Source organism: Corynebacterium sp. H128 (assembly GCF_037482625.1).
Lineage (GTDB): Bacteria > Actinomycetota > Actinomycetes > Mycobacteriales > Mycobacteriaceae > Corynebacterium.
This window is the reverse complement of the sequence record NZ_JBBHKW010000009.1, coordinates 40,834-67,323: the sequence shown is the minus strand read 5'-3', so window position 1 is coordinate 67,323 and position 26,490 is coordinate 40,834. Positions and strand designations below refer to the sequence as shown.

At 57.7% G+C, this 26,490-nt stretch carries 24 protein-coding genes; 12 read left to right on the top strand and 12 right to left on the bottom strand.

Annotation, left to right across the window (positions count from 1 at the left end):
* Positions 1-35 precede the first annotated feature (35 nt).
* Complete coding sequence (locus WG915_RS09210) at positions 36-365, top strand: YbaB/EbfC family nucleoid-associated protein (RefSeq protein WP_339565088.1); 330 nt, start codon at positions 36-38, stop codon at positions 363-365.
* 53 nt (positions 366-418) lie between these two features.
* Entirely contained in the window at positions 419-1,042 is a 624-nt protein-coding gene (gene recR / locus WG915_RS09205) for a recombination mediator RecR (RefSeq protein WP_339565087.1), read from the top strand.
* Between the two features lie 17 nt (positions 1,043-1,059).
* Here the strand turns inward: recR and WG915_RS09200 are convergent, their stop codons facing one another.
* From WG915_RS09200 to leuA, 4 genes are all read right to left on the bottom strand, one after another.
* The gene (locus tag WG915_RS09200) at positions 1,060-1,806 is read right to left on the bottom strand and encodes a type 1 glutamine amidotransferase (protein WP_339565086.1); all 747 of its coding nucleotides are present in this window, start codon (positions 1,804-1,806) and stop codon (positions 1,060-1,062) included.
* Complete coding sequence (locus WG915_RS09195; RefSeq protein WP_339565085.1) at positions 1,803-3,056, bottom strand: Mur ligase family protein; 1,254 nt, start codon at positions 3,054-3,056, stop codon at positions 1,803-1,805. The genes WG915_RS09200 and WG915_RS09195 overlap by 4 nt, the downstream gene beginning before the upstream one ends.
* 17 nt (positions 3,057-3,073) lie before the next feature.
* Complete coding sequence (locus tag WG915_RS09190; protein WP_339565084.1) at positions 3,074-4,126, bottom strand: DNA polymerase III subunit epsilon; 1,053 nt, start codon at positions 4,124-4,126, stop codon at positions 3,074-3,076.
* 135 nt (positions 4,127-4,261) lie between these two features.
* Complete coding sequence (gene leuA / locus WG915_RS09185) at positions 4,262-5,995, bottom strand: 2-isopropylmalate synthase (RefSeq protein WP_339565083.1); 1,734 nt, start codon at positions 5,993-5,995, stop codon at positions 4,262-4,264.
* Positions 5,996-6,190: 195 nt separating this feature from the next.
* On the opposite strand from leuA, the gene WG915_RS09180 reads away from it, so the two are divergent.
* Both WG915_RS09180 and WG915_RS09175 read left to right on the top strand, forming a co-directional pair.
* Entirely contained in the window at positions 6,191-7,348 is a 1,158-nt protein-coding gene (locus WG915_RS09180; protein ID WP_339565082.1) for a hypothetical protein, read from the top strand.
* A gap of 190 nt (positions 7,349-7,538) precedes the next feature.
* Positions 7,539-8,447: a hypothetical protein gene (locus WG915_RS09175; protein WP_339565081.1), complete on the top strand. Its 909-nt coding sequence runs from the start codon at positions 7,539-7,541 to the stop codon at positions 8,445-8,447.
* A gap of 170 nt (positions 8,448-8,617) precedes the next feature.
* Here WG915_RS09175 and WG915_RS09170 read toward each other — a convergent pair whose 3' ends face one another.
* Entirely contained in the window at positions 8,618-9,460 is an 843-nt protein-coding gene (locus WG915_RS09170) for a DMT family transporter (RefSeq protein ID WP_339565080.1), read from the bottom strand.
* Between the two features lie 134 nt (positions 9,461-9,594).
* On the opposite strand from WG915_RS09170, the gene WG915_RS09165 reads away from it, so the two are divergent.
* The 7 genes from WG915_RS09165 to WG915_RS09135 all read left to right on the top strand — a co-directional run bounded on the left by WG915_RS09165 (position 9,595) and on the right by WG915_RS09135 (position 19,608).
* A complete protein-coding gene (locus WG915_RS09165) occupies positions 9,595-10,860 on the top strand; it encodes an aspartate kinase (RefSeq protein WP_339565079.1) in 1,266 nt (421 codons plus the stop codon).
* An 85-nt stretch (positions 10,861-10,945) separates the two neighbouring features.
* Positions 10,946-11,974 carry an aspartate-semialdehyde dehydrogenase gene (locus tag WG915_RS09160; RefSeq protein ID WP_339565078.1) on the top strand — a complete coding sequence of 343 codons (1,029 nt, stop codon included), beginning with the start codon at positions 10,946-10,948 and terminating at the stop codon, positions 11,972-11,974.
* A gap of 495 nt (positions 11,975-12,469) precedes the next feature.
* Complete coding sequence (locus tag WG915_RS09155; RefSeq protein WP_339565077.1) at positions 12,470-13,915, top strand: SpaH/EbpB family LPXTG-anchored major pilin; 1,446 nt, start codon at positions 12,470-12,472, stop codon at positions 13,913-13,915.
* An 86-nt stretch (positions 13,916-14,001) separates the two neighbouring features.
* Complete coding sequence (locus WG915_RS09150; RefSeq protein WP_339565076.1) at positions 14,002-14,958, top strand: class C sortase; 957 nt, start codon at positions 14,002-14,004, stop codon at positions 14,956-14,958.
* Positions 14,951-15,736 carry a SpaA isopeptide-forming pilin-related protein gene (locus WG915_RS09145; protein ID WP_339565075.1) on the top strand — a complete coding sequence of 262 codons (786 nt, stop codon included), beginning with the start codon at positions 14,951-14,953 and terminating at the stop codon, positions 15,734-15,736. The genes WG915_RS09150 and WG915_RS09145 overlap by 8 nt, the downstream gene beginning before the upstream one ends.
* Before the next feature lie 3 nt (positions 15,737-15,739).
* Positions 15,740-16,657: a class C sortase gene (locus WG915_RS09140; protein ID WP_339565074.1), complete on the top strand. Its 918-nt coding sequence runs from the start codon at positions 15,740-15,742 to the stop codon at positions 16,655-16,657.
* Positions 16,654-19,608 (top strand): SpaA isopeptide-forming pilin-related protein, encoded by a 2,955-nt coding sequence (locus WG915_RS09135; RefSeq protein ID WP_339565073.1) that lies wholly within the window; start codon positions 16,654-16,656, stop codon positions 19,606-19,608. Before WG915_RS09140 ends, WG915_RS09135 begins: the two co-directional genes overlap by 4 nt.
* Before the next feature lie 43 nt (positions 19,609-19,651).
* Here the strand turns inward: WG915_RS09135 and WG915_RS09130 are convergent, their stop codons facing one another.
* The gene (locus tag WG915_RS09130; protein WP_339565072.1) at positions 19,652-20,212 is read right to left on the bottom strand and encodes an RNA polymerase sigma factor; all 561 of its coding nucleotides are present in this window, start codon (positions 20,210-20,212) and stop codon (positions 19,652-19,654) included.
* A 139-nt stretch (positions 20,213-20,351) separates the two neighbouring features.
* Here WG915_RS09130 and WG915_RS09125 point away from each other — a divergent pair, with 139 nt between their 5' ends.
* Positions 20,352-20,777 carry an Ohr family peroxiredoxin gene (locus WG915_RS09125; RefSeq protein WP_339565071.1) on the top strand — a complete coding sequence of 142 codons (426 nt, stop codon included), beginning with the start codon at positions 20,352-20,354 and terminating at the stop codon, positions 20,775-20,777.
* A 77-nt stretch (positions 20,778-20,854) separates the two neighbouring features.
* Here the strand turns inward: WG915_RS09125 and WG915_RS09120 are convergent, their stop codons facing one another.
* The 6 genes from WG915_RS09120 to WG915_RS09095 are packed head-to-tail and all read right to left on the bottom strand — an operon-like array spanning position 20,855 to position 26,438.
* Complete coding sequence (locus WG915_RS09120; protein WP_339565070.1) at positions 20,855-21,121, bottom strand: Na+/H+ antiporter subunit G; 267 nt, start codon at positions 21,119-21,121, stop codon at positions 20,855-20,857.
* Entirely contained in the window at positions 21,118-21,369 is a 252-nt protein-coding gene (locus WG915_RS09115; protein WP_339565069.1) for a monovalent cation/H+ antiporter complex subunit F, read from the bottom strand. The genes WG915_RS09120 and WG915_RS09115 overlap by 4 nt, the downstream gene beginning before the upstream one ends.
* Positions 21,366-21,791: a monovalent cation/H+ antiporter subunit E gene (locus tag WG915_RS09110; RefSeq protein ID WP_339565068.1), complete on the bottom strand. Its 426-nt coding sequence runs from the start codon at positions 21,789-21,791 to the stop codon at positions 21,366-21,368. The genes WG915_RS09115 and WG915_RS09110 overlap by 4 nt, the downstream gene beginning before the upstream one ends.
* Positions 21,788-23,203, bottom strand: coding sequence for a monovalent cation/H+ antiporter subunit D family protein (locus WG915_RS09105; protein ID WP_339565127.1), 1,416 nt, complete (start codon positions 23,201-23,203; stop codon positions 21,788-21,790). Before WG915_RS09105 ends, WG915_RS09110 begins: the two co-directional genes overlap by 4 nt.
* A 50-nt stretch (positions 23,204-23,253) precedes the next feature.
* Positions 23,254-23,670, bottom strand: coding sequence for a cation:proton antiporter subunit C (locus tag WG915_RS09100; RefSeq protein WP_339565067.1), 417 nt, complete (start codon positions 23,668-23,670; stop codon positions 23,254-23,256).
* Complete coding sequence (locus WG915_RS09095) at positions 23,667-26,438, bottom strand: DUF4040 family protein (protein ID WP_339565066.1); 2,772 nt, start codon at positions 26,436-26,438, stop codon at positions 23,667-23,669. The genes WG915_RS09100 and WG915_RS09095 overlap by 4 nt, the downstream gene beginning before the upstream one ends.
* Positions 26,439-26,490: the final 52 nt, after the last annotated feature.

The following is a 26,490-nucleotide window of genomic DNA, read 5'->3' as shown; positions in this document are numbered from 1 at the left end:
AGTGGGGATTAATTAAAGCAACGAAAGGTTTTTAGATGTCTCAGCCAGATATGTCCCAGCTCATCGCCCAAGCCCAGCAGATGCAGGCTCAGCTGCAGCAGGCTCAGAACGAGCTCATCGCCTCCACCGTTGTGGGTGAGGCTGGCAACGGCCTAGTCAAGGTGACCCTGCAGGGCTCCGGCGACGTGACCGGTGTGGAGATTGATCCACAGGTCGTTGATCCTGAGGACGTAGACACTCTGCAGGACCTCGTTCAGGGCGCGTTCATGGATGCCCACCGCCAGATCGGCGAGCTCGCACAGCAGAAGATGGGTCCGCTGTCCCAGGGCATGGGTGGCGATCCTTTCGGTGGCATGCTCGGCTAAGCTTTAGGGCTTATTGACGTCCATTGTTTTACCACTAGAAAGCAGCTGCGCAGGTGTTTGAAGGCCCACTCCAAGATCTCATTGACGAGCTATCCAGGCTCCCCGGGGTTGGGCCCAAATCCGCGCAGCGCATTGCTTTCCACCTCCTTCAGGTAGAGCCTGAGGATATTTCGCGCTTGCAGTCAGCGCTGGATGCGGTGCGCGATGGCGTGACTTTCTGCCGCATCTGCTGCAATATCTCGCGTGAAGAACTCTGCCGCATCTGTGCTGATTCCGGCCGAGATTCCACCACCATTTGCGTGGTGGAGGAGCCCAAAGACATCCAGGTCATCGAGCGTACCGGCGAGTATCACGGTCGCTACCATGTACTTGGTGGGGCGCTGGATCCGCTGGCCAATGTTGGTCCCAAGGACCTCCACATCGCGCCGTTGTTGCAGCGTATTGCCGGTGTGCTGCCGGATACCTCTGACTCCGCACCAGATATTGCGGAGGTCATCTTGGCTACAGACCCGAATACCGAGGGCGAGGCCACAGCTTCCTATTTGGCGCGGTTGTTGCGTGATTTCCCGTCGCTGACCGTCTCGCGCTTGGCTTCCGGCATGCCGCTGGGCGGCGATCTCGAGTTTGTGGATGAGCTCACGCTCTCCCGCGCCCTGTCGGGGCGGCTGAAGATCTAACAGCCGCCCGCAGCCAATTAGCGCAGTCGCTCCGAGCGCAGTTGTGCCACCTCTGGCAATTCGAGAGGAGCGAGCTCCGCTAGCGAGATACCCATGGCCTGTGCCAGTAGTAGGTCTGCGAGCTGCGGATTTCGAGCCAGAACTGGGCCATGCATGTAGGTTGCCACCACATTTCCTTGGACCGCGCCTTCGGCCATCCGCTGCTGAGCTGCGGACTCCAGATCGGCGGCACCTACTTCATCGCAGTTGCCGACCCCTCGCGTGAGAGTACCCAGTGGGGCAGCGTCCGCACCCAGTACCGTTGCGCCCATGTGGTTTTCGAATCCGGTCAGTGGTTCGCTCAAATCCGCGGTGAAGCCAGCTCCCGTTGGGGTGGAGACTACTTCGCCGATGGCGCGTTTGCCGAGGATGGAGGTGGTGGCATCGATGAGGCCGACGCCGTCGATAATGCGACCAGATGCGCGGAAGGATTCTCCGAGTACTTGCAGGCCAGCGCAAATGGCTAGGATAGGCCGCCCGGCTGCTGCAGCTCGCCGCAGTCCGCCATCAGTGATGAGATGCTCTGCCGCCAAAATCTGTGCGGTGTCCTCGCCGCCTCCGAGGCAGTATACGTCGAGGCCGGCGGGGACCGGTGTGCCGAGGCCGATCCGGACGATCTCAGCGTCGAGGTCACGCATGCGGGCGCGTTGACGCAGCACGAGGGCGTTGCCGTCATCGCCATAGGTTCCCAGCACATCGGGCAGAATGAGGCCAATGTTGATCATGACAGAGCCTTCTTAAGATCGCGGAAAGCGGTGTAGTTAGCTAGGACTTCAACTCGGCCCGGCGGGCAAGCGCGAATGGCTTCAATGGGGTCCTTGGACAGTGAATGTTCGATGGCGGCGTAAGTCAATCGGACGGCTAAGTCGGTGCCGCGTTCGCCGGCCGCGTGGACGAAGGAATCTTTGAAGTCCTCGAAGGAAACATCCCAGAGCCACGATAGGTCTTCGCCGTCGGCAACTTGCCCGTTGACCGCGATGACCAGGCCATCAGCAGTGCGATCCAGCATGGACAGGGCCTCTTGCCAACCGGCCGGATTCTTCGCCAGGATCATGTGGACTTCCCACTGCTTGAAGGAGATGGTGGAATAGCGGCCAGCCACGTTATCTACGGCCTCGGTGGCGGAGGTAGCCGATGCTAGCGGAATGTTGAAGGCTTCGGTTGCGCAGGCGATGGCCTGGGTGGCATTGCCGCGGTTGGCACGACCCGGGAGTTTCAGGGCGAGGGCGGTGGTGGTGCCGGCGTGTTCGATTCCGTCATCAGTGATGGCCCAGGTTGGGGTAGGGCGACGGAACTCGCGGCCGTCGGGAAGCTGCTTGGCGGCGTACCAGTCGTCTCCTTCCCGGATGATGTGGCCACCGGTACGCGGGCAACTCACGGAATCACCAGTCCATCCCGCGCCGGCCGCAACCCACACCACGTTGGGGGCATCAAAGGCGACAGAGGTGACGTGAACGTCATCGCAGTTCGCGATCACCATCATCTTAGGGTTGTCCGCTACCGCCTGGCGTAGCGTGCGCTCAATTTTATTGATCTCGCCGACGCGGTCTAGCTGGTCGCGGGTGAGGTTGAGCAGGACCAGCGCGCTGGGGCGCAGCCGCTTCGCGACGGCAGGAACGTGCAGCTCATCGCATTCCAGCACGATGTGGCTGGCTTCCTTGCCTTTGAGTAGCGCAGCGATGATGCCTGCGTCCATGTTGTCGCCGCCGTCATTGGTGGCAACCGTGTACTGCGAACGCAACGCCCCGACGAGCATGCGCGTGGTGGTGGACTTGCCATTCGTGCCAGTGACCAAAGCTACCGGACGGTTGTTGCCGAGTTGCTCCATGATTGTTGGATCGATTGCGCCTGCGATGAGGCCACCGATCATGCCGCCGGCGCCACGGCCGGTGGCTTGAGACGCCCTGGTAGCAGCGCCTGCAGCCGTCATTGCGAGCGCCGTGCGGGCGCGTGCGAGGGGAGCGGGAAGTTTCATGGGGAAGATTCTAGTCGCTAGGAAGCCGACTGCTCGCACAGTGACAGGAACTCCGCGTCGGGAATCAGTGGGATCTGCTTGCGGTCCGCGTGCATCGCCTTGCCACGCAGCACTGAGGTGCGGTTGCACACCAACAAGCTGGTTTGGCGAGTCACCTTCTCGTTGTATTTCAGGCCGGCAGCCACGCCTTGGGCGATGATGACATCGGGGTCCAGCTCGATGTCCGGGCTGACCACGAATTCCATCCCGGCCTTCAGGCCGTGGTCTGGGGTGAATGTGCCGGGGTTTTCAGTCGTGGCGGCGGCTTCCATGGCGTCGACACGCACGATGGAGCGTTGCAGACCGAATCTATCGGCGCGCAGGGTGCTGGGGTCGTATGATGCAATCTGCCCGCGCGCAACCTCGGCCTCATAAATATCCACGATGAGTTCGGCGGTCTCCTGGGAAGTCGCCGTCGCGGGCTGCTGGGCGCGCGCCACGGATGCGATAGGAGAAGGCGCATCGATTCCTAGTTCCTTGGCTACTGCGCGTACCCGCGAGTCCTCCAGCGGCAGCCCGAGGCGCCGTGCGGAGGCCAGCGTATCGATAAGCGCAATGGGGCGGGGAGGTCTGCCGACGCGACGACGTCCGCGACGATTCCGGTTCCGGTTCCGCTGGCGGCGTTGCATTGTTCGCAACGCCGACTTGGCTTCACCTAGGACGAAACCCCAGGTGCGGGGGACGTTATGCATGATGAGAGTGCGCCCGTCCAACAACGTGTTGATCTTGCGCAGCGAACGCTCTACGGTGCGGGCTTGCTCGAATTCCGCATCGGTGATGCCGTGGAGATGGCGGGGACCGGTGTCGCCGCCGGGATTGAAAATCTCAAAGTATTCATCCACGATCTCGCCCTCGGGGGTGAGAGTCAGGATGGTTAAGGAGACCATGCGGGAGGTCGAGGGGTGGATCCCGGTGGCTTCCACGTGCACGACGGCATAGGGGGCGGCGGCGATGGCGGCTTCGCGCTCCTCGCGGCGCGCCTGTTTCGCAGCCTCGCGCTCCTCCGGGGTTTGGGTGTCTTGAGTAGTCATTAGTTACACATCGTAGACGGGAAAGAGAGCTTTGCTGCCCTTATGTCGGAAAACACCCCGCTTACCGGTGAAACCCGCACTGCTAAACGCGCGGATATCACCGAAGCGGGGCAGGATCCCTCAAATTGGTGGGCACTAAGCCCGGTTCACTGCGGAGACGATCGCCTTCAGCGATGCCTCAGTGATATTGGAATCAATGCCTACGCCCCAAGCTTCAGAGTTGCCAACTGTAGCAAAGACGAAAGCGGCTGCTTCGGCATCATCGCCGGCAGTGCGAGCATGCTGAGAGTATTCCTGCACTTCTACATCAATGCCGATGGATTCCAGCGCGTGTGCGAACGCCGCGACGGGGCCGTTGCCGGTGCCTGAGATTTCGCGGCGGTTGCCGTCGATAAGCACGGTGGCGGTGACGTGCGCGCCGTCGACGTGGATGGATTCCAGTACCAAGTGCTCAGAACGATCCAAGTACTCAGTGGCAAAAATGTCCCACATGTTCTTGGAGTTAATCTCCCCGCCCTCAGCATCAGTGACGGCTTGTACCACTGAGGAGAACTCCACCTGCATCGGTCGCGGCAGTTCCATGCCGTGGTCGGTCTTCATGATGTAGGCGACACCGCCCTTGCCGGACTGGCTGTTCACACGAATCACAGCTTCGTAAGAACGGCCGACATCCTTCGGGTCGATCGGCAGGTACGGAACCTCCCAGGTGTTGTCGTTGCGAGCTTGCATCGCTTCCAGCCCCTTGTTGACGGCATCCTGGTGAGAGCCGGAAAAGGCGGTGAAAACCAGGTCGCCGCCGTAAGGGTGGCGCTCAGGAACTCGCAGCTGGTTGCAGTACTCCACGGTGCGACGAATCAGGTCAATGTCTGAGAAGTCCAGGCACGGGTCCACACCTTGAGTCAGCATATTCAGCCCCAGTGTGACCAGGCAGACGTTGCCGGTACGCTCGCCGTTGCCGAAGAGGCAGCCTTCGATGCGATCGGCGCCAGCCAGGTATCCCAGCTCCGCAGTGGCGACACCGGTGCCACGGTCATTGTGCGGGTGCAGGGACAGGATGATGGATTCGCGATTATTCAGGTTTCGGGACATCCACTCGATGGAATCTGCGTAGACATTCGGAGTGGTCATCTCCACCGTGGAGGGCAGATTGATGATGATCGGGTTGTCCGGGGTGGGCTGCATGACGGCGCTGACGGCGTCGCAGACTTCCTTTGCGTATTCGACCTCGGTGCCGGTGTAGGACTCCGGGGAGTATTCCCAGCGCCAGTTGGTGTCGGGGTAGTCCTGGGCGATCGTTTTGATCAGCTCTGCGGCATCCGTGGCCAGCTGCTTGATGGCCTCCTTTTCCTTTCGGAACACCACCTCTCGCTGCAGGATCGAGGTGGAATTGTAGAAGTGCACGATCACGTTCTTCGCGCCGGCGCAGGCTTCGAAGGTGCGGCGGATTAGATGTTCGCGTGCCTGCACCAATACCTGGATGGTGACGTCTTCCGGGATCATGTTCTGCTCGATGATCTCGCGCACGAAATCAAAGTCGGTCTGGGACGCGGACGGGAAGCCGACCTCGATTTCCTTGAATCCCATGTTCACCAGCAGGTTAAACATGCGGCGCTTGCGCTCGGGGCTCATCGGGTCAATCAGTGCTTGGTTGCCATCGCGCAGATCCACCGCGCACCACTGCGGGGCCTTGGTGATGCGCTGCTCCGGCCACGTGCGGTCAGGAAGCTGGAAATCTTGGACCTCTACGTCATAAGGCTGGTAGCGGTCACTTGGCATGGCCGATGGGCGCTGCCTATTCCAAGTGGGCTGGTCGGCGGGGATTTCGCCGCTAGGTTTGGTCAGCTGAGCGGGTGCGGAGATGAATGACATAGCTAAATTCCTCGAGTGGGTTCAGGTGGGGCGTGGCTGGCAACGACAAACTCCGCGACGGGGCGCCGGCCACATCTCGTTGACCTAAAGCCCGCCGCGGCAAAGAAGGAGGAATGCTCGCTGCATGTAATGCACGCTACCGCAAACTGTGCCCTGCGTCATCGGTTTTTGTGGATTGGGTTAGGCTTGATAACTATGGTCGTCGAAAATGCAGCCTCTGTGCCCGCACGGAAGAAAGTGGGCTTCACCAGCAGCAACATGCTGGCTGACTGGGGGCTGGCGGCCGCCGTTTTTGCGGGGGTAACCGCGATCCGACTCTTTGTTGTACACCTGCTTGCCGACGCCAAGGGGATCCCCCTCGACAGAGTGCTCACCCGCTGGGATGCAGTCCATTACATCGGAGTGGCCAACGGCGGCTACTTCGAGAACATGGACCCGAATGCGCTCGATGGTTACCAGGCACGCCTCGCATTCTTTCCGCTCTTCCCCCTGCTGCTGCGCACCGTGCGTGAGGTCACGGGGCTCGATTTCTTGGGAGCAGCACTTCTAGTCAATGCCATTGCCGGTACCGCGATGGTCGCTGCCGTCATAGCGATCGCCAGGTACATGGGCGCTGGAACGTGGGGCGCGGCTGCTGCGGGAGTTCTCCTTGCCGGTGCCCCCATGAGTCTCACCTACAACATGCCCTACACCGAAGCGCTGTTCGCAGCCTTCGCCTATTGGGCGCTGTGGGCGATGCTCAGCCACCGGTGGGTGCTAGCTGGAGGGCTGGTGTTTTTCACCTGCCTTACCCGAATAACAGGCGTTGACCTGTGGCTTGTGTTCTTCATCGCAGTGATCGTGTACGCGCTCAAAGATTGGCGCGCTTGGCTTGGCGTCGTGCTGTCCCCCCTCGGCATGGTCGCTTATCTTCTCTTCGCTAACTCGTATACTGCCGATGTTGGCGGCTACTTCGGGTTACAAGAAAAGGGCTGGGGATCCGCCTTTGACTTCGGTGTGGCCTCCCTGGATTTCCTGTCCTGGTCCTTCAACCGGAACAGTGATTCCTGGCTGATAGTGGTCGGACTCGCGATGATTGTTGCCGCTCTTTCGGTGGTGCTCGCATTTCGTAAATTGCCCTGGCTGGTCTGGCTCTTCGCAGCCGGTGTCACGGCTAACGTGCTGCTTTCCGACGGCACCATCACCTCACGCCCGCGCCTATTACTTCCGGCGATCATTTGTCTCCTGCCACTGGCAATTGGCGCTGCACGCTCCTTTGACCGGCTGCGCCTTGCCCTGCTGGCGGTTTCTTGGGTGGTCTTTGGCGCTGTGATTTCGGTGCACCCATTGATCGCGACGGTGTGGGCCATCTAGCGGGCGGCTGCTTTCTCGCGAAAGTCGGATCATGAAAGTCGGATTTCGGGCCGGATGCTGCCAACGTTGAGGCCTGACACGCCTAAAACTCCCGAAATCCGACTTTCATGATCCGACTAACGTTGCGCAGCACTGTACCTCGGCGCTGAACTCCCATAAGCTGTGGTCACAATGAGACCGGGGGGGAATCATGAAGTTTATTGACCGCAGGAAAATGAATCTGGGGGAGAGCTCGTTCTGGCGGGGAGTCAATGCTGGGGACGTCGTGAAGCTTGCGGGCCACATATACGCCGACCCAAAGGCTTACGGGTCGCTTGCGCCGTGGGATCGTGCGCGGGCAGAGGCTGTCGCTGCGGGTATGAGCAGTTCGAAGGCGGTGGTGTGTGGTCTGTCTGCCGCCAGTCTTTGGGGGTTGCCGGTGCTGTCCTATCGAGGACCGACAGAGTTGATCCTGCCAGGTAATAGGAAGCCTTCTGCGCGATCGAAGTGGCCGAAATCAGTGGTGTATCGCTCGAACTATCTGCCCGAGCAGGCGATCACCTGGCATTTTGGGGTGCGGGTGACCACTCTCGCCCGTACGGTGATTGATTCCGCACGTTGGCACAGTTTTGCGCAGGCATTGGCGGTAGCGGATGGGTTCATGAATCGTGAGGCACAGGCGCGTCGGGTATTGCGGGACGAGCTGGGCACGATTGGCCACACCAAAGGTGTGAGCAGGGTTAGAAGAGTTGTGAATGAGGCTCGCTCCAAGATCGGATCCGCAGCTGAGTCTTGGGCGCGGGCGCAACTGCTCGAGTCGGATATTCAGTACGCGTCTTTGTTAACGCAGCAGGATTTCATGACGAAGGGAGAGCGCTTCGTTGTGGACATGGTGCTGGATGGTTGGCTGGTCATTGAGGTAGATGGCGCGATCAAGTATTCCGGCAGCTACGGGCCGGAGGAATTGGTGCTTGCGGAGCAGGTACGTCGCGAACGAGAGTTGGTGCGGCTCGGGCTCTCAGTTTTCCGAGTCGATTGGGGGATGCTCCGGGAAGGGCGGTTCATTCCGGAACTGCGGGACTATTTGGCCCGCGCTTCTCGACGCCCGCAGTACCCCTAACCCGGTAGCCTCCGCCTTCGGTTCGGTGGCTACGCCTTCTCGTGAAAGTCGGCTCATGAAAGTCGGATTTCGGCAGTAATCGGGTCGGGGACCGCTATTTGCAAGACTGTGGCCCCGAAATCCGACTTCCATGATCCGACTTCGAGCCATAGCGGACTGCAAGCATAGCGTTAACCAACCTCGCGCCGGGACAACATCACGGTGGAGAAGATCATGGCCACCAGCGCGAGGGCCATCCACAACCATTCGAGGTCAGTGGCTTGGAACTTCTCACCCAGCACCAGATAGGACAAAGAGAACGCTACGACGGGTTCGGCGCTCTTCATCGCGGGCAGGGAGTTTTTCAGGGCTCCGGCGTTAAACGACGACTGCTGGACGATGGTGCCGAGCGTCGATGCTGCAATCAGTGCGTAGAGCTCCCAGTTGTTCAATAGGCCAATTACTCCCTGGAGCACGAAGATGTCTGCCACTGCCTTTGAGAACACGCTCACGTAGCCAAAGACCGCGCCCGTGACGATTCCGAGGATCAGCGCCTTTTCTCGCCTGATCTGGCGCGCAGCGAAGCGATCGAGTGTGAACAGGGCTAGGGCGCCGACGCCGACAGGAATGAACCAGCGCTCGAGAGGCGGGTGCGAGATGCCGGGCAGGGGGCGTCCGAGAAGGACGAGGATGGTCACTGCGAGGGTAAGAACTGTGGACCACGACATCTCTGAGACGGTGATGCGCCGGCCGTCGTAACGCGCGGAGAGGGGGAGAGTGAACATCAGCGACATCACCAAAATGGGCTGTACCACCAGCAATGGCCCAAAACCGAGGGCTACCACTTGTAGGAAGTAGGCGATGATGGCCGTGGACATGCCAGCCCACCAGAGGGGGCGTTTCATTGCGGAGAGGATTGGCGATTTCCCGCCTTGAGGTGCAGCTTCGGCGATGCGGTGGCGCACAACAGTCCCCCACGCGATGGTGAGGGCTGAGAGTAGTGCGAAGAGCACCGCCAGAAGGTTATTTTGCACGCATTCTAGGGTACTGGAAAATGGGAAAATCCCGGTACAGGCATTGATTAACTAAATGTTAACTAACGTAAGGATTGCTTAAAAAGGTGGACGCGGTACGATAGTTTCCAACGGATAAGGAAAGGTGGCGACGCATGGCACTCATAGTGCAAAAGTACGGTGGCTCTTCGCTAGAGTCCGCAGAACGGATTCGGGCGGTGGCGGAGCGGATTGTCGCTACCAAGAAGGCTGGTAATGATGTCGTAGTTGTGTGCTCCGCGATGGGGGACACGACCGATGAGCTGCTCGATCTTGCCGCCCAGGTGAACCCAGTGCCTCCAGCGCGTGAGATGGATATGCTGCTCACTGCCGGCGAGCGCATCTCGAATGCCCTGGTGGCAATGGCTATTGAGTCATTCGGCGCGAAGGCGCAGTCCTTTACTGGTTCTCAAGCAGGCGTCATTACTACGGAGCGTCATGGCAATGCGCGAATCGTCGATGTGACTCCGGGGCGCGTGCGGGAAGCTCTCGACGAAGGCAAGATCTGCCTCGTCGCTGGTTTCCAGGGTGTCAACCGCGAGTCCAAGGACGTGACCACCCTGGGTCGTGGCGGTTCCGACACCACTGCCGTCGCCCTCGCAGCTGCGTTGCGGGCCGACGTCTGTGAAATCTATTCCGACGTCGACGGGGTCTACACCGCCGATCCACGCATCGTCCCTAACGCACGCAAGCTTGATCAACTGTGCTTTGAGGAGATGCTGGAACTCGCGGCCGTCGGCTCGAAGATTCTTGTCCTGCGCAGCGTTGAGTATGCCCGCGCATTCAACGTGCCGATGCGCGTCCGTTCGTCGTATAGCAATGACCCCGGCACCCTTATCGCCGGATCTATGGAGGAAATCCCAGTGGAAGAAGCAATCCTGACCGGCGTCGCCACCGACAGTTCCGAAGCAAAAGTCACCATCCTCGGTATTCCAGATTCGCCAGGTGCTGCAGCAACCGTGTTCCGCGCGATTGCCGACGCCGAAATCAACATTGACATGGTGCTGCAGAACATCTCCTCGGTGGAAGACGGCAAAACCGACATCACTTTTACCTGCCCTCGCTCTGATGGCCCGCGCGCCATGGAACTCCTCAAGACGCTTCAGACTCAAGAGGGCTGGGAAAATGTGTTGTACGACGACCAAGTCGGCAAGGTTTCCCTTGTTGGCGCCGGTATGAAGTCTCACCCGGGGGTTACCGCGACGTTCTGCGAGGCGCTACGCGATAAAGACATCAATATGGAGCTCATCTCAACCTCCGAGATCCGCATCTCTGTCCTGATTCGCGAGTCGGAGTTGCCAGAAGCCGCTCGTGCTCTCCACGAAGCTTTCGAGCTTGGGGGCGAAGAGGAAGCCACTGTCTACGCTGGTAGTGGTCGCTAAAAACCGTCTCGAACTTCCATACTCAGCTGGTCCACACCTTGCAGCATCTGAAGATGGAAATCTCGCATTCTAGAAAGGCTTTCCCATGACTGTCGTCGCAGTTGTCGGCGCAACCGGCCAAGTCGGTCGCGTCATGCGCACGCTCCTCGAGGAGCGCAATTTCCCTTGTGATCAGGTTCGCTTCTTCGCTTCCGCTCGTTCGGCGGGATCGATGTTGCCGTTCCGTGGCACCGATGTAGTTGTTGAAGATTTGGCGCTGGTGACTGAGGAGTCGCTGCAAGGCATTGATATTGCATTGTTCTCCGCAGGTGGGACTACTTCTAAGCAGTACGCGCCTATTTTCGCTGCTGCCGGTGCCACTGTGGTGGACAATTCCTCCGCGTGGCGCAAGGATGATGAGGTTCCGCTCATCGTCTCTGAGGTCAACCCCGAGGTGGCTCGTGAGCTGAAGAAGGGCATCATCGCCAACCCGAATTGCACCACGATGGCAGCGATGCCGGTGCTAAAGCCATTGCATGACCGTGCTGGGCTTGAACGCCTGCACGTGTCCTCCTATCAAGCAGTTTCCGGTTCCGGCGTGGCGGGCGTAGCTGCATTGGCTAGCCAGGTGGCGGGTATGTCTGATTCAACCGTGCTGGCTCATGATGGTTCCGCCTTGGCTCCTGAAGATTTGGGCCCGTATGTGGCTCCGATTGCCTTCAACGCCCTGCCCTTTGCCGGCAACCTTGTCGACGACGGCTCCCTCGAGACCGATGAAGAGCAGAAGCTTCGCAATGAGTCTCGCAAGATCCTCAACATCCCTGATCTTAAGGTGGCGGGAACCTGCGTGCGGGTGCCAGTGTTCACGGGACACACTCTGACGATCCATGCCGAGTTTGCACGAGCAATCACGGTGGAGGAGGCCGCGCAGCTGCTTGTCGACGCCCCCGGCGTCGAGGTTGTGGACGTGCCTACCCCGCTGATGGCCGCGGGTAAGGATCCTTCCTTCGTGGGACGCATCCGTCAAGATCAGTCCGTCGACGATAATCGAGGCCTCGTTCTCGTGGTGGCTGGGGACAACCTCCGCAAGGGTGCTGCCCTGAATACGATTCAGATCGCTGAACTACTGGTTTAAGCTTCTCCACTTTCTTAACCCCCTGACGCCAACCCTCAGAAACTTTGAGGACTGACGTCAGGGGGTTTCTGTGTTTAAGCAGGCTTGTTTCTGTGCTGAAACTCAGGAAACTGAGGTAGAAGATGTGAAGCAGGTAGGGGAAGGGCACGATTACCCCCATATGCGGGCAGGTTGCCACCCTATTAATTTGATGCAAATTGATTATCTGTTGGTGATGAATCTACATCCTGCAGGGTAAATGGGTTAAGGAGAGTTGTGGAATACTTAACTTTGTAAGGAATTTGGTAAGGATCTTCTCATGAAACTACTTTTGAGGTTAGAATCATCAATGGGCCAGTAAAGTGTTGGCCGTAAGGATCCCAGTAGGGGTTCTTAATAGTGGAGTCCGGCAGGGCGTCCGATTTTTTCGGGTTGACGGCTAGGAACGACCACAAAGCTCATTATTTTGTTCTACAAGAACTGTAGAACAACTCTGTCGTTTCAAAGAAAGAAACCATGATTAAGAATTCCGTCGCACTCCGCAGTGCTACCGCAGCTGCAGTTGTTGGGCTTACATTTGGCTTAAGTGTCCCGGTCGCCTTCGCGCAGACCGCACCGGCAGCTGCGGGAAATATTGATTTCGCCAAAACTGGCTCCATCAACATTCATAAGCGACTCGGCGCTGAGGGGCAAGATAACAACTCTGGCACTCCAATGGCCCCAGCTCCTGGTGCTGATTTGCCTGCCGATCTGCAGGGCAAGGTTTCCTTCAAGGTGGAACAGCTCGACTTTGATCTGGCAAAGGACTTCGCGGCCGCATCAAAGGCAACCGTCGATTCACCGTTGAAGTCGGGTGGCTACTCCAGCCAGAAGAGCGTCGCTGAAGGTACAAACTTCGCTAACCTGCCGATCGGCGTCTACCGGGTCACCGAGGTTGTCGACCCTTCAGTAACCACCCTGGTGCCGTCTCAACCGTTCGTCGTGTTTGTGCCTACAACGAATCCTGGCGGCACGGGCTGGAATTACGATGTCAACGTTTACCCGAAGAACTCGCAGGTTGACGTAAGTAAGACGGTGAAGGACGACGACAAGCAGGTAGGCGATATGATCTCCTACACCATCACGGGTCAAGCGCCACAGTTCTCTAAGGAAAAGCCACTATCCAAGTTCTGGTTTAAAGATACTCTGGACGTGCGCACCCAGTTTGACCAGGCAAACGCTGAAATCTCCGTCAAGACCGCTAGCGGTGTTGACTTGGGCGCCGGAGACTACACGGTTGCTGCAACTGGTACCCCACAGGTCTTGCAGGTTGAGCTGACTGATTCCGGCCTTGCGAAGGTCAAGCCTGGCGAGATCGTGTCCTTGACCTTCAGCGTCAAGGTACTTCCCAGCGGTGACGCTAGCGATATTGATGTGGTGAACAACGCAACGGTGATCACCAATAATCCAAACGGTGGTTCGGACATCGAAAACACTACAAACGATGTCACGACCTACTACGGAAAGCTGAAGATCGTTAAGACTGACGCCAATGGTGACAAGCCGCTGGCTGGAGCAAAGTTCCAGGTTATCAAGTGTGGCACCACCACTCCGATCGCTGTCAATGGCATCTCAGAGTTTGCTACGGGAGAAGACGGCACCATCACGATTGATGGCCTGCACGTTACCGATGTGGCAGACAATGCGACTGACACCTCTCCGTCCACCTTCTGCCTCCTGGAGACCAAAGCGCCTGAAGGCTATGCCAAGCAAGATGGTGAAATCCAGGTGGGTGACTTTGATTCCAAGACAGTTGAAAGCGCTCCAGAAAATACCATCTCTGTTGCGGTGAAGAACGTCCGCTCGGAAACTCCTAACCTGCCACTTACTGGTGGCGCGGGTATCGGTGTCCTGGCCGCGATCGGTGCGGCGCTGGTCGGTGCCGGTGCATGGTTTGCACGTCGCAACTCCAACAAGGGCTAATCACAGCCTTTTCCGCTCACGATGAGGCGGCCGTCCTGGTCGCCTCATCTGCACTTATCATCCGAAACCGACAAGAGTGATACATCATGACGCTAAGCACTGAGGCTCCACAGCCGGCAGTCGAGGGTAGCGGGCATGCCAAGCGCGACCTAAAGTCCATTGTGGTGCCCGCAGTCCTTGTGCTGCTCGGAGTCTTGGTGCTGATGTATCCGGTAGTTGCTACCCAGTGGAACAACATTGAACAGCAACGTGTGGCCGATGAGTATGCGAAATTTGAAGAAGAGACCGATCCTACCCAGCTGAACAAGATGCTGGAGGATGCTCGCAAGTACAACGAAGGCCGGAAAACTGGTCCGATCCTTGATCCTTGGCTTGCTCAAATCGCAAAGGATAATCAGGACTACCGGATGTACGAAGAGCAGCTCAACCAACATCCAATTATGGCGCGTTTGGTCGTCACGACAGGACAGATCAATCTGCCGATCTACCACGGCACAGAGGACGACACGTTGCAAAAGGGTGTCGGGCATCTCTTCGGATCAGACCTGCCGGTAGGCGGCAGCGGATCGCACACAGTGCTCACGGGTCATACCGGACTGTCTAATGCCACGCTCTTTGACAACCTGAAGGAAGTCAAAGAAGGTGATGCCATCTACGTTCAGGTCTCCGGCGAAAAGCTCAAATATCGGGTGGATCAGGTCAAGGTCGTGCTCCCGGAAGTCACCGAGGATCTGCGACCCGAAGAAGGCAAAGACTTGATCACCCTGGTGACGTGCACACCTTATGGCATTAACTCGCATCGTCTCCTGGTCCGCGGACACCGCGTTGACCTGGATCCTGAGGATCTCAAAGCGATTGAAAACGCCGAGGGATCGCAGTGGCAGTGGTGGATGTGGGCTCTCGTCGCTGGTGCGATTGCGGTGGCAGCCGCACTGTTGTACTGGCTGCGTAAAGAGCTGAAGAAGGAGCACGCTGAATCCCACGGCGTATCCGCGATGGATCTCATCCGGAAGTATGAGTTGGAGGGCGAGGGCCATGAATAGGAGCATCGCAATTGCGGCCGCAGTCACCATCGCGGCACTAGGAATCACGCCAGCACTCGCGGACGTTGTCACAGTAACCGGTAGCATTTCTGGGCTCGAAGTGGCAGAGACCGCCCAGTGCGGTGCCATCGATGTCACCATGGTGGTCAACCGGACTCGCCCTCATGACGTCATCGAAGGCACTACGTTCACCCTCGACAAGATCTCCGGCATCGATCTGGCCACGCAGGCAGGCTGGGACGAGGTAAAAGGAATGGACGTCGATAAGGTGCGCGATGCCCACAAAGACGGCTCCTGGCACGCCACTACCGACGCTACCGGCCATGCCTACTTCACCGGGCTGCCCATCGGCGCGTACTACGTTTCCGCCACCGTGCCTAACGACGGCAACCATTTGAAGCCCCAGGAGTTCATCATCACGTTGCCGACCGGTAGCAATGAAGGCTGGAACTGCACACCGATCATCAACGCGAAATTTGAACCAGTTCCCAGCACTACTACGCCAAGCACAACAACTCCTGACTACCCACCTTTCGATCCCAAAAATCCCGATACCTCCACGCCAGGCACACCACCACCAACCACCACGCCAACCGATGAGGTGGGCGGAATTCACAATGCCCCGAACGGAGGCGGAGACCCCAGGCAAGATCAGGTGCTCGGCATTAGCCGCGCATTGGCAACTACCGGTGCAGCAGTAATCGGAGTTTTCGCGGCAGCTGTGGCCCTTATGGTGATCGGTATCTTCCTGGTCCGTCGGCGAAAGAACGAACGTTAAACAATGGGTACTCACACCGCAGTTAAGGCCAAAGAGATAACAGGAAAGCGCAGTCTCACCAGCGTGCTTGTCCCGGTACTACTTGTGCTCGCTGGACTGTGTGTGCTGCTGTACCCGGTCGTCGCCACGCAGTGGAACAACATTCGGCAAATTAAAGTTGCTGAAGAATACGCCAAAATTGAGCAGGAGATTCCTGCAGAGGTAATTAACCAATCGCTCGTGGATGCTGTGGCATATAACGATAACCTCGGTCAGGCCGCCACCACTGATCCATGGACGGACGTCATCGACGAGCAGCAGCCCGGGTACCAGGAATACAAAAAGCAGCTCTCTACCTGGAACGCCATGGCCCGCCTCGTAGTGCCAGCCGGAGAGATCAACCTGCCCATCTACCACGGCACCAGCCATGAAACTCTGCAACGGGGCGTCGGCCACCTGTACGGCACTGACCTGCCCGTTGGTGGGGAAAGTCGCCACGCAGTGATGACTGGTCACACCGGACTGCAGAATGCCACGCTCTTTGACAACCTCTCCAAGGTCAAGGTTGGCGATGCCATCTACATCCAAGCAGCGGGCCAAAAAATGAAATACCGGGTGCGCAACATCGACACCGTCCTGCCCACTGAGGTGGAAAGCCTGAAGCGGGAAGAGGGCAAAGACCTTGTCACCCTTGTCACCTGCACGCCTTATGGCATCAACAGTCACCGGCTGTTAGTTCACGCCGAGCGTACCACCATGGATCCCGAAGACGAGAAGTTCTTCGAAGACAGCGGATTTCACTGGCAGTGGTGGATGTGGGTAATAGTGGGGGCTTCGATCCTCATCATTCTGCTTCTAGTGCTGTGGATCCGATCCATGCGACGTAGTTCTAACAAAATTCAACAATGTGAAGCAAGCACCGCAGTTAAGGAATGTCGATGATGAACAAACAAAGGCTCTACGGGCTTAGACGAATTCTCGCAGCTGTCTTATCTGCCTTGACCGTTTTATCGGCAGTCTTTTTTATTGATACTATGAACGGGCCTAGTGTGGAGGCGCAAGTAGCGAGCTGTCTTGCGGTAGGCCCCACCACGTCAGCCAAGGTGTCTTCTTCGGATGCGAAGTACCGTAGAACCTTTACTGCGACTGCTTCGATGACAGGGTCGATAGAGTCAATTGTTATTGATCTTCCTGATAACCTCAGTACGAAGTTGGCAAGCCCCTACGCTTACAATTTGGTTCAAATAGGTGGTAAAACTGTAGCGCGAGAATCATCAGCTCAAGCTAGCGAGCTCACCTTGTCGATCGCGCGGGATCCCGCAACCGGTACTATCACGGTTGATTTTCCAACGGCTGTTAATGTCAATGCTGGTCAAACAGTGATGGTGCAGGTAGGATTCCTCGCTGATATCAATATCACATCCACGAATATGGCTCTAACTGGCGTGTGTCCTGCGCCAACTTCCACGCCTGCGGTTAGACCAACCCAGACGGCAACCGCTACGCTAACCTCAACTCCGGCAATTTCGTCAACCCCTATGGCAACTCCGGTTGCTACTTCGACGCCAACCTTAACTCCGACGGCAACCGCTACCCCATCCCCAAACCCAATCCCCTCCCCAACCCCAATCCCTGCCGGGCAGGCCGCAAATTTCAAAGTGGTTGCTCTTAGAGGTATCGAGATCGGTACCTCTACAACGACGGGTACGAATCCCTTTACTACGCAAACTAACGTCGTCAGTGCTACACAGTTTGAGCGAGCAGTTGTCAAGGTAAAATTGGCAAATGTTGGAGCAATGGACAAGGTTTTCAAGTTTGGTATCGATCAAATTGAGCCCGGAGTGGAATTGGGGCAGCGAGTAGTTACTCAAAAGGACAACTATGTAGAGGTTGAATTCTTCCCGGAAAAAAACGGTGTGAGAGTAGGATCTACCGTAATTCCGGAAGGTGCATTGTTGTCCTTAGCTACTGAGCTTTTCGGAGTTTCAACCGATATCGACGCGACCCTGGAACTCTACGGTACCCAGCTTGTGACCGTACAGCCCGTTCCGGATGCGATTTTGAATTTGCAGGACCCGCTGCAAAATCCTCCGTTGCAACAACGTTGTGGCCAAAATATCGCCGTTGTCTTCGACCTTTCTTCATCGATCACACGCACGCCTACCGGGCTTTCCTCTATTGTGGATGCAGGGACAGCGGCTATAAACTCCCTGGCTGGAACTCAGACCAAAATGGGCCTATATAACTTCGGTACCAGCGCTTCTACCGTTCCAGTTGCTGAAGTCAGAACACCGCTTAGTTTGAGTGATCCAAAGAACGTTACGACGCTAAAGAACTCGATCCAAACTTTGAATACGTACAATCCAAATGCGACTCAAGGTACTAACTGGGAGGCAGCGCTTAAATCAGTACTTGCCGCAGAGCAGAGCGGTGGGTTTGTTTATGATGCCGTGTACTTTGTGACCGATGGCTTGCCAACCAATTCCAGCCAGGGGATGCCTTACGGCGCAAGTCCAAACTTCGTGACCGATGCGACAGACCTTGACACTGCTATCGCTGCGGCCAACAATGTGAAAGCACTTGGCACTCATATCACTACGGTGCCGATCGGTGTTGGTGGCACAGAGTATCTGCTTAAGGGTACCTATCCATCTCTTAAAGCAGCTCAAGCAGACAATTGGTCTCGAGGAAATTACTACCTCGAGAACGGTAACAGCGATCAAAACGTATATGACTTGATCAAATCCGGCAAAGCGTGGGTGAAAAATCGATCCGGAGCTATTGAGCCTGATTCTGCAAAGTGGAGCGAGGGTGCTTACAGTAGCACGCAAATTATCCAGTCGATGATGGGGCCAAATCAGGTGGACGGTGGATTCGACATCGCTTCTACCGATCTTACAAATTTCATGAAGAACCTGCGGACTGCGGTCGCAAGCACTTGTGCTGGAAAGCTTATCGTTAATAAGACGATCGTAGATGTGAACGGCAACGTGCTAATGCCCGGTGAAGGCTGGCGATTCGACGCCACAGCAATTGATGCAGCTAACTCTCCACAGCAGAATATCGTGTATACGGATGTCGACGGCAAGTCAACTAGGACGGACAAGCGATCACAGATGACCGATGCTCGCGGTCAGGTGATTTTCAACATTGATTCCACCACCGACCAGAAGATTAGTGTGAATGAAGTGATCCCAGAAGGCTCTGGGTACGCTCTGTTTAAACAACATGGTGAGAATGCCGTGTGCAACATCATTTCTGAAGATCCAAATACAGGAGTGATGTCTAAGACCCCGGTGAGTGTCGTGAGTGATGCTGCTGGAGTTGGGTTCTCTGTGATCCTGCCCTATGACAAAACGATGGCGTCCGTACGCAATGTCGAATGCGACGTACGAAATCAGGAAAAACCGCAGGAGGCAATGCTCAAAATCACAAAAGTTGCTTATGATTCAGACGCTACTAAAGACAACTATGTAATCATTGATGGATCCAATGCTGAGTTTGTAGTTTATCCAGACAAGGAGGGTAAGCCTGATTATTCTGGCGTACCTTTGTTAACTCTGAAAGCGGGCGAAACTGCTGCTAAGGGGCTGGGGGCAGGTACGTATTGGTTAGTCGAATCCAGGTCACCAGCTGGCTATCAGCTTCTTCCATCGCCTGTGCGCTTTCAAATTGCCCCAACTGGTGAGGCCTGGACCACCACGATTCAAAATGACGGTACTTTGGTGTTCGAAGATGACGTTAACAAGCCGACAAATGAAATTTGGCTGAAAGTTGCGGACATTAAGACTGGTAAGCTACCTAAAGCTGGGGGTAATGGTGTCTTCGTGTACCTGTTGCTTGCCGTGTCGTTGATCGGAGTGGGCGCACTGTACGCTCGACGTCGAGCCTAGCTCAAAGTGCCTCTTCGCGATGCTGGGGAGGAACTTTCAGGTTTTAGGCTTCCTTAATTAATGGAATTTTGGAAGCCGCAATCATATCCGCCCTGGCACGTGCCACGCGGGAGCGGATGGTGCCCACGCGAACATCGGCGATTCGTGCGGCTTCCTCGTAGGTGTAGCCCAACACCTGGGTAAGGATCAATGCTTCACGACGGTCGGGGTCGAGGGCGTCGATAAGCATGCGGGCGTCGACAAGCTCTGCCCAGCTGCTGGACGCGGCGGTATCAGCAGCAGCATCCTCGAACTCGGTCGCGGACTTGCGGGGCCGCGCCATGTCGTGGCGGATGTTGTCCACCCACACGCGACGCGCGAGGGAAAGTAGCCAAGTTTTAGCAGAGCTGCGGGCCGAGAAGCGGGGGAGCGCCCCAATGACGCGGAGGTAGGTTTCCTGGGTGAGATCATCGGCGATATCACGGCCGCCGAGGTGAGCGAGCAGCCGCCACACATCGCCTTGAGTGAGTTCGATGAACTCGCTGAGGGCACCCCGATCGCCCCGGCCGGCCTTCAAGGCGAGCCGGGTGACGTAGGAATCGTCGCGCTCGGGTCTGAAACTCATGAAACCCTACTCTACCAGGTGCGATCGCCAAACTAAAAGACAGCCGACCTGGGTGACGTGCCAACTATTTTGGAGATGGGGAAGATCGAAGGGCCGGACTTTTCGCTACACTGGGCAACCCCGACCAAAGGAGAACTGAATGTCTGAAAAGCTGTACACCGCATCCGTAACCTCAACCGGTGGTGGCCGCGATGGCCACGTAGTCTCCACCAATGGCCAGATCGACTTTGATGTTCGTCCGCCCAAGGAACTAGGTGGCTCCGGCGAAGGCGTCAATCCAGAGACTCTATTCGCAGCAGCCTGGGCCGCCTGCTTCAACGGCGCCCTGCAGAAGACGATGAAGGAAGCGGGAGTTTCCGTAGCCGATCACGCGCCGACGGTCACTGCCGAGGTGGACCTCAACAAGGTTTCTGACGGTTTCCGTCTTTCCGGTTCGATCTTCGTTGCTTTTGCAGATCAGGATGCCATGGAAGATCCCGCTGGTCTCGTGCAGAAGGCACATGAATTCTGCCCGTACTCCCGCGCGGTACGCGGCGACTTCGACGCAACCGCTGGTTTGAAGTAGCACGCACCCTGTTAACTACAGCTGCACCCGGCCGAAAAATCGCATTCACTCGGCCGGGTGCAGTTTTGCTGTGGGTCTTAGAGATCGTGCACTGATCGGGCGATGTAAAACGAGGACACTGCAGCAACGACCCATAACGCTGCGATGGTGAGCAGCGCGCGCACGAGGTTGTGCCAGTCGAAAGGATCTGAAATCAGGTGGGCAACGACAAGCAGCGGCAGCGCCACCCCCACCGTGGGGCCCATTAGGTTGATTCTGGTCAGGGCATCAGGGGCACGCCACATGATGACGGTGGTGCCCAGAATGAACACCGCAGCGATAATCAGCAGAATATTGACAATCATCGTCGTCCCTTCGACAGGATTCGGGCAACGGAGACGGTTGACAGGAGACCTAAGAGGGATCCTAGAACCACAACTTCGTAGACAATCGAGGTCGGCCACACCAAGGTCCACACCAAGTAGATGGCAATCATGAGGTAGAAAATCATGTCGGCGAGGACGCCTCGCGTGGCGTCGTCACGCAGGATGATCAGCATAAGATTCGCCAGCAAGCACAGCGCAATAATGCCCATGACTAGGTAGGCAATCATGAGTTGTCCTCCATTTCGGCGGTAGAGGTGGGGCCGTAGTTATGGTCCGAGTGGCCGGCGACGAATGTAGAGTGCAATGGGTTGCCGAGCCCCTGGCCGGGAGCGCCCTTATCGATGTCTCGTACAGCGGGCACGAGGCGTTCCTCCATTTCAGCCAGGCCTGCGAGTACTTCGGCGGGGTCCGCGCCGTATACGGCGTGGACGAGGAGCCTATCGCCGCGCAGTCCTAAGGAGAGCGTGCCTGGGGTGATGGTGATGCAGGTGGAAAACCAGAAGATGTGCCGGTCAGAGGTAACTCGCAGCGGGTATGAGACCACCACGGGTTCAATGCCAGCATCCCGAGAAAAGGCAGAACGAACGATGACTGCGCCACCCACGATGATTTGGCCAATCAGCCACAAGACGAATCGCAACAGGGTCATCGGACTACTCCAATCGCGTCGGTGCCGAGGATGGCGGAGCTATAGGCGGGGACGTCGAGAAGCGCCTGCGAGGCGCCGGCACACCAGGAGGTCACTGGGCCGGCGCACAAGAACATCAGCACGGACAACACTGCCAGCGTTCCACCGGGTAGCGCCTTGATTGGCATGACAACCAGCGTCGATGGGTAGCGAGTGGGCGGTTTTCCCCAGAAGACCTTGCGCCATACTCGCAGCAGGGAAAGGAGCGCGCCCAGGGAAGCGATGACGATCGTGCCGATGATGAGCCAGGCACGTGGGCCGCCTGCGGTAGCGACCTCAAACATGATGCCTACCTTGCCCCACATGCCGGAAAACGGTGGGAAACCGACAAGAGAGAAGGCTCCAGCCGCCCAGATGGTGGATGTCCAGGGATCGCGGCGCGCGATGCCAGACAGCTTGGAGAGCGTGCTAGTACCGTAAGTTTCTTCGATCGCGCCCGTGGTGAGGATCAATGAACCGACCGTGACCATGTGGTGGATCGTGTAGAAGATTCCTGCTGCTAGCGCCCCAGTGGAAGGGAATGCCAACATCACCAGTATGAAGGGCATACCGTTCACCATCTGGTACGCAATCACGCGGCGGATGGTGTTTTCTCCTAGGCCGGCAAAGCCACCGACCAGCATTGACACCATCATCACGCCGATGATGAACCAAGCCCAGCGCGGGGAGGCATCGAAAATCACCACATAGATGCGGTACAAGGCGTACACCGCGACCTTGGTGTGTAGACCAGAGAACAAGCCCATTACCGCAGAGCTCGTCGAAGGATAGGTGCGTGGCAGCCAGGTGTGCATTGGAAACACTCCCGCTTTGATGCTCAGCGCCAGCACGACGATGCCCATGGCGATCACGATCGGACCCTGGTCGGCGGCGCCCGCCAAAGCTGCGATGTTTACGGTCCCTGCCACCCCGTACACTACGCCGACGCCCATGACGAGAAGCGTGGAAGCTAGCAAGTTAGACAGCACAAAGGTGCGACCCGCCGCCAACCGGGAACGGCCACCTGTCATCGCTAGTAGCGCATAGGAAGGCAGCAGCATGACCTCCACCATGACGAACAGGTTGAACAGATCCGCGGTCAGTAGCGCGCCGTAGACGCCTCCTAAGAGCATGAGCGCCAGTGCGGGGAAGAAGCGCGCTCGAGTCTCCCCGACGATGACCGCGAAGAGGCAGGAGAACAGCGCCACTATCGACGCCGCGATGATCATCACCGCAGAGAACTTGTCCGACACAAAGGGGATGGCTACACCGCCGACATAGAGACCGACGGAGTGGGCGATCGTTCCGTGCTGGAACAGGAATACGCCACCACAGATTCCGGCGAAGGGAACAGCAAGTAGCAAGCAGTCACGCACCGCCCGCCACGGGAGCATCGCGTTGAGTGCCGCGGCGAACAGTGGAATGGCAAGAAACAGTGGCAAGATCACTGGCCTGCCTCCGATTCAGCAGCCTGGACCCTTCGTACGCGTGCACTATCCTCCGGCAGTGGACGGACGTTGCGCGCCGTCGTGATCAAAGGTGCGAGCGCAACGTGTGCGGCGCGCTTTGATTTGGTGTCATCGTTGTTGCCAACTGCGGACAGCGCAAGCATAAATGTGGTGGTGGCCATCGCGATCACAATAGCGGTGAGCACAAAGGCTTGGGGAAGTGGATCTGCGGCCAACTCCAGTGGTGAGTTGATGGGTTCGGCGCGCCACTTGGGGATACCGAGGGCTAGGATCGTCAGGTTTCCGGCGTGGCCGATCAAGGACATTCCCAGAATCAGCCGGTACATGCCGCGCTGTAGGACGAGGTACACGCCCCCGGCCATGAGAATGGAAATGGTGAGAGCCATTATCATGAGCGGCCTCCTGCGGTCTGGTCGGTGGAAACTGAGGTACGTGGTCCGGGCACTGGACTGTCTTTGGGGCGCTCATAAGGTGTGTGTTCCACACCTGGCCGGAGTCTTTGCCCCAGAATGTTGATTCCTAGGGTGATCATTCCAAGCACCGCGAGGAACACACCCGCGTCAAAGATCATCGAGGTGGTGACGTGTTCGCCAGCAATATGGCCGTGAATGGCGTACAAGAAAGAGCCATGGGTCATGCCAATGAACCCGGCCACCAAGGCAGTGATGACACCCAAGCCGGTGAGCAGGAAAGGCACGTTCTTAGGTACTACCGGCGCGTCCTTAGGGGCTGCGAGATACTTCAGCATGAAGATGCTGGAAGCCACCAGCGCGGCTATGAAGCCACCACCAGGAGCGTTGTGGCCCCGCAAGAAGATGAGTACGGAGAGCGCAATCAAGATTGGGATCAGCAGCTTTCGGAGGTATTCCAGAGGGAGTGCGTTGCGCTTTGGCTCTTCAAACTCGGAGAGTCGGAGTGTGTCCTGGCGTGGCATGGAGCCCACCACTGCTGCAATAGCGACACCAGCCATACCCAGCACGGTGAGCTCGCCCATGGTGTCTAGTGCGCGGAATTCCACCAGGATGGTATTCACCACGTTGGCACCGCCGGAGATTCCGGGAGCTTCATTCAAGTACCACAATGCGAGTTCGGGGCGCTCATGCCGGCCAAGCAGGCCGTAGACGATGAAGAAGCTCGACAATCCAGCAGCCAATGCGATGGCGCCGGTCCAGTACTTGCGGTTCTTTGACACGGTGTAGAAACCGCGCGGGTGGTGGCGGAGCACCATCATCATCATGACGATGACCAGCAGTTCCACCATGAACTGGGTCAGCGCAACATCTGGTGCACCGAGGAACAAGATCTGCAAAGTAACACCGACACCTACCGCGGAAAGCAGCAGGGTGGCGGCCAGGCGCGAGCGCACGAACAACAACACTGGAACAGAAATACCGACTATTGCCAGCGGGATGAGGTCCCAGGGCCGATCGATGCCAGGCACTCGCGGGGCGAAACCCGCACCGTCGAGCTGGGTGAAGAAGCCGAAAGCCATCAGGCTGGCTAGCCCAACAAATGGCCACGCCAGGTGGCGAGCTGGGCTGAAGGAGTCAGCCATGCCCCCCAGCCACGTTCCGACGCGTTTGAGGTAGCGAACCTTCAAGTCCAGGAGGGCAGATCCTGTGACAGGAAGTAGCTGCCGCCCAGTGATTGGGGCGAGGAGCTGCTTGCGGAAGACTACTCCGACCACGCCCAGCACGAGCACAGCCAACGACACCAGCAGCGGTGTGTTCACACCATGCCACAGGGCGAGATGCGCCGCATAAGGCAGGCCAATGTCTGCCAGTGCAGCGGAAATTGGGGTGTCCAAGACGCCAACGAAGAATGCCAGCGGCAGGGACAAAAGGCCGGGGAGGGCGGCTGGCAACCACAATGCGACGGGCGCTTCGCGGACGTGGCTCAGGTCGCGCGGGCCGTCGATAAACGCGCCAAATACGATGCGCGCAGAATAAGTGAAGGTCAGCAACGCGGCTAGTGCGGCGAGCGCCAGCATGAGAGGGTATTCCTCAAAGGCTGCCAACATGGACTCCTTGGACACGAATCCGAGTAGCGGTGGGACGGATGCCATGGACAACGCCGCGATGAGTACCGAAGCGAAGGTGAAGGGCATCTGCCGCACCAACGGGCCTAGGCGTCGAATATCGCGCGTACCAGTTTGGTGATCCACCACGCCGATCAGCATGAACAGCGAGGACTTGAACATTGCGTGCGCAAGGGTGTGGAGCAGCGCCGCCGCGAGTGCAAACGGCGTGCCGACGCCAATTACCGCCACCAGCCAGCCCAAATGGGACACCGTGGAGTATGCCGTCAGTTGCTTCAGATCGGTCTTCTGAATCGCAAACAGCGCTGCCATGATCGCGGTAGTCATGCCCACGCCCATGAGTAGGTGCTGCCAGATCGCAACGTCGTGGAATAGTGCGGAGAAGCGAATTAGTAGGTAGATGCCGGCTTTGACTACGGCGGCAGCATGCAGGAACGCAGAGACCGGGGTGGCGGCAGCCATAGCTTCCGGGAGCCAGAAGTGGAAGGGGAGCTGCGCGGCCTTGGTAAATGCGGACACCGCGATCAGCACTGCCATCACCGGAGTTAGTGGGTTGTTAGCCCAGGCATCGCTGTGGAGGATCGCAGTCAGGTTCGTGGTATGCGTTTGAGACACCGCGATCGCGGTCGCAGTGAGCAAGGTTAGCCCGCCGATGAAAGTCAGGATGAGGGTGCGGGATGCGCCCGCTTGACCCCCTGATCCCGAACGGGCAATAAGGAGGAAGGATGCGAGCGAAACCAGTTCCCAACCTGCGAACAGGACAGTGACGTCGTCGGCAAGCACGAGTAGTAGTACCGACAACATGAACGTTGACATGATCAGGTAGAAGCTGGTGTTGCCCTTTTTTGCCGGTAGGTACGCGGCGGAATAGCAAAAAACGACCGCGCCGATGAGCAAAGCTAGCATTGCGAAGAAGAAGGATAAGCCGTCGGCTTTTAACGCGAAGTTTGCCCCCAATGCCCATGGGAAACTCACTGCGGGCGGATGGCCCGCAAGCACAGTAGCGGCGGCCAAGAAAAGTACAGCCAGCGGCCAGCCGGCTTTCCTATCCATGACGCGAACGAGTAGCGGAGAAGCTACCACAGCTGCCCCGGCAAGAAAAAGAACGAGGAGCAGGGTCACGTGAAAATCACACCTTGCTTGATCGAATGCGGTCAGTACAGGCCTGTTGAGC